Raw genomic sequence first — 2029 nt, forward strand, 5'->3', positions numbered from 1 at the left:
GAGTTTGCCTCTTTTTTAAAAGGTATCGCTTGATACCCACGCTATAAGTGCTAAACGCTTTGGTGACTATTATAAGACCAATGGCAAAGCGCTGCAGTACCACTACAAAAATCATCTTAGCGACTTCAAAGATTGGACGCAAAAAGAGCATTCACAAGATTGGCTGCTTTATGGAAAGAACTTGGGCAAATATTTGAGTTTAGATGAAACCTCTTTATTCAACGGTGAGCTTTACACTATTCTAACAAACAAAGTAGCCAAGGGAAAGAAAGGCAGCATAGTGGCCATTGTTAAAGGAACCAAAGCAGATGATGTCATTGAGGTACTAAAGGGAATCCCAGTAGAAAGACGCAATATGGTAAAGGAAGTCACTGTGGATATGGCCGGGAGCATGAATTTGATCGCTAAAAAATGTTTCCCTAAAACCGAAATAGTTACAGATAGGTTTCATGTTCAAAAATTAGCCTCAGAAGCAGTGCAAGAAGAACGTATCCGATTAAGGTGGGAAATTATAGAAGAAGAAAACAAAGCTATTGAAGAAGCCAGGAAAAATGAAAAAACATATAAACCAGAGCTTCTCGGTAATGGGGACACGCACAGGCAGCTGCTCGCTAGAGGCCGATATCTATTGTTCAAATCAAAAACCAAATGGACAGCAAGACAAATAGAAAGGGCTGAAATATTATTTGATCTATACCCAACTATTGAAAAAGCATACAACTTCTCTCAAGGGCTAAGCCATGTTTTTAGAAACAACACGAACAAAGATGTAGCTAGGCTAAAATTGGCACACTGGTACAACAAAGTCGAAAATTCCGAATTTAAGTCTTTCAATACCATTGCAAGATCCGTACAACTGCACTACGAGGGATCAAGGAAAAAACTTGGGGAGAAATGTATCTTTGCAAGCAAAACACTTAGAACTTGGATAAAGAATTAGCCCGCTATTTATTGCCAGAAGGCATATTGGAATATTTTGAGATCATCAGTCATAAATCATCAACAGACAAGGTTCATTTCTATTTAGAAGAGAAGAACATACTGCCCAAAGAACATCATTCTGAAATAGCACAATCCAAAGGCTTCTTACCAGAAATAACGGTTGAAGATTTTCCGCTAAGGGGTAAATCCGTATTGCTCCATATAAAACGGAGGCGCTGGACCCTGGTCAATACAGGAGAGATAGTAAAAAGAGATTGGAACTTAATAGCTAAAGGCACTCGGATAACTAACGAGTTTGCCTCTTTTTTAAAAGGTATCGCTTGATACCCACGCTGTAAGTGCTAAACGCTTTGGTGACTATTATAAGACCAATGGCAAAGCGCTGCAGTACCACTACAAAAATCATCTTAGCGACTTCAAAGATTGGACGCAAAAAGAGCATTCACAGGATTGGCTGCTCTATGGAAAGAACTTGGGCAAATATTTGAGTTTAGATGAAACCTCTTTATCCAACGGTGAGCTTTACACTATTCTAACAAACAAAGTAGCCAAGGATCAAGGAAAAAACTTGGGGAGAAATGTATCTTTGCAAGCAAAACACTTAGAACTTGGATAAAGAATTAGCCCGCTATTTATTGCCAGAAGGCATATTGGAATACTTCGAGATCATCAGTCATAAATCATCAACAGACAAGGTTCATTTCTATTTAGAAGAGAAGAACATTCTACCCAAAGAACATCAATCTGAAATAGCACAATCCAAAGGCTTCTTACCAGAGATAACGGTTGAAGATTTTCCGCTAAGGGGTAAATCCGTATTGCTCCATATAAAACGGAGGCGCTGGACCCTGGTCAATACAGGAGAGATAGTAAAAAGAGATTGGAACTTAATAGCTAAAGGCACTCGGATAACTAACGAGTTTGCCTCTTTTTTAAAAGGTATCGCTTGATACCCACGCTGTAAGTGCTAAACGCTTTGGTGACTATTATAAGACCAATGGCAAAGCGCTGCAGTACCACTACAAAAATCATCTTAGCGACTTCAAAGATTGGACGCAAAAAGAGCATTCACAGGATTGGCTGCTCT

Annotated in this window: 4 protein-coding genes; all 4 read left to right on the plus strand. The window is 39.2% G+C overall.

What is annotated here, in order from left to right:
* The first annotated feature begins 181 nt into the window (after nucleotides 1-181).
* The 4 genes from H033_RS21955 (at nucleotide 182) to H033_RS0103275 (ending at nucleotide 1892) form a co-directional block, all read left to right on the plus strand.
* A complete protein-coding gene (locus H033_RS21955; protein WP_231367537.1) occupies nucleotides 182-940 on the plus strand; it encodes a transposase in 759 nt (252 codons plus the stop codon).
* Complete coding sequence (locus H033_RS0103265) at nucleotides 925-1266, plus strand: hypothetical protein (RefSeq protein WP_026837011.1); 342 nt, start codon at nucleotides 925-927, stop codon at nucleotides 1264-1266. The genes H033_RS21955 and H033_RS0103265 overlap by 16 nt, the downstream gene beginning before the upstream one ends.
* 148 nt (nucleotides 1267-1414) lie before the next feature.
* Nucleotides 1415-1558, plus strand: coding sequence for a hypothetical protein (locus H033_RS21960; protein WP_231367538.1), 144 nt, complete (start codon nucleotides 1415-1417; stop codon nucleotides 1556-1558).
* Nucleotides 1551-1892 carry a hypothetical protein gene (locus tag H033_RS0103275; RefSeq protein ID WP_026837010.1) on the plus strand — a complete coding sequence of 114 codons (342 nt, stop codon included), beginning with the start codon at nucleotides 1551-1553 and terminating at the stop codon, nucleotides 1890-1892. Before H033_RS21960 ends, H033_RS0103275 begins: the two co-directional genes overlap by 8 nt.
* The last annotated feature ends 137 nt before the right edge of the window (nucleotides 1893-2029 follow it).

Source organism: Gillisia sp. JM1 (assembly GCF_000424645.1).
In the GTDB taxonomy this organism is placed as follows: Bacteria; Bacteroidota; Bacteroidia; order Flavobacteriales; family Flavobacteriaceae; genus Gillisia.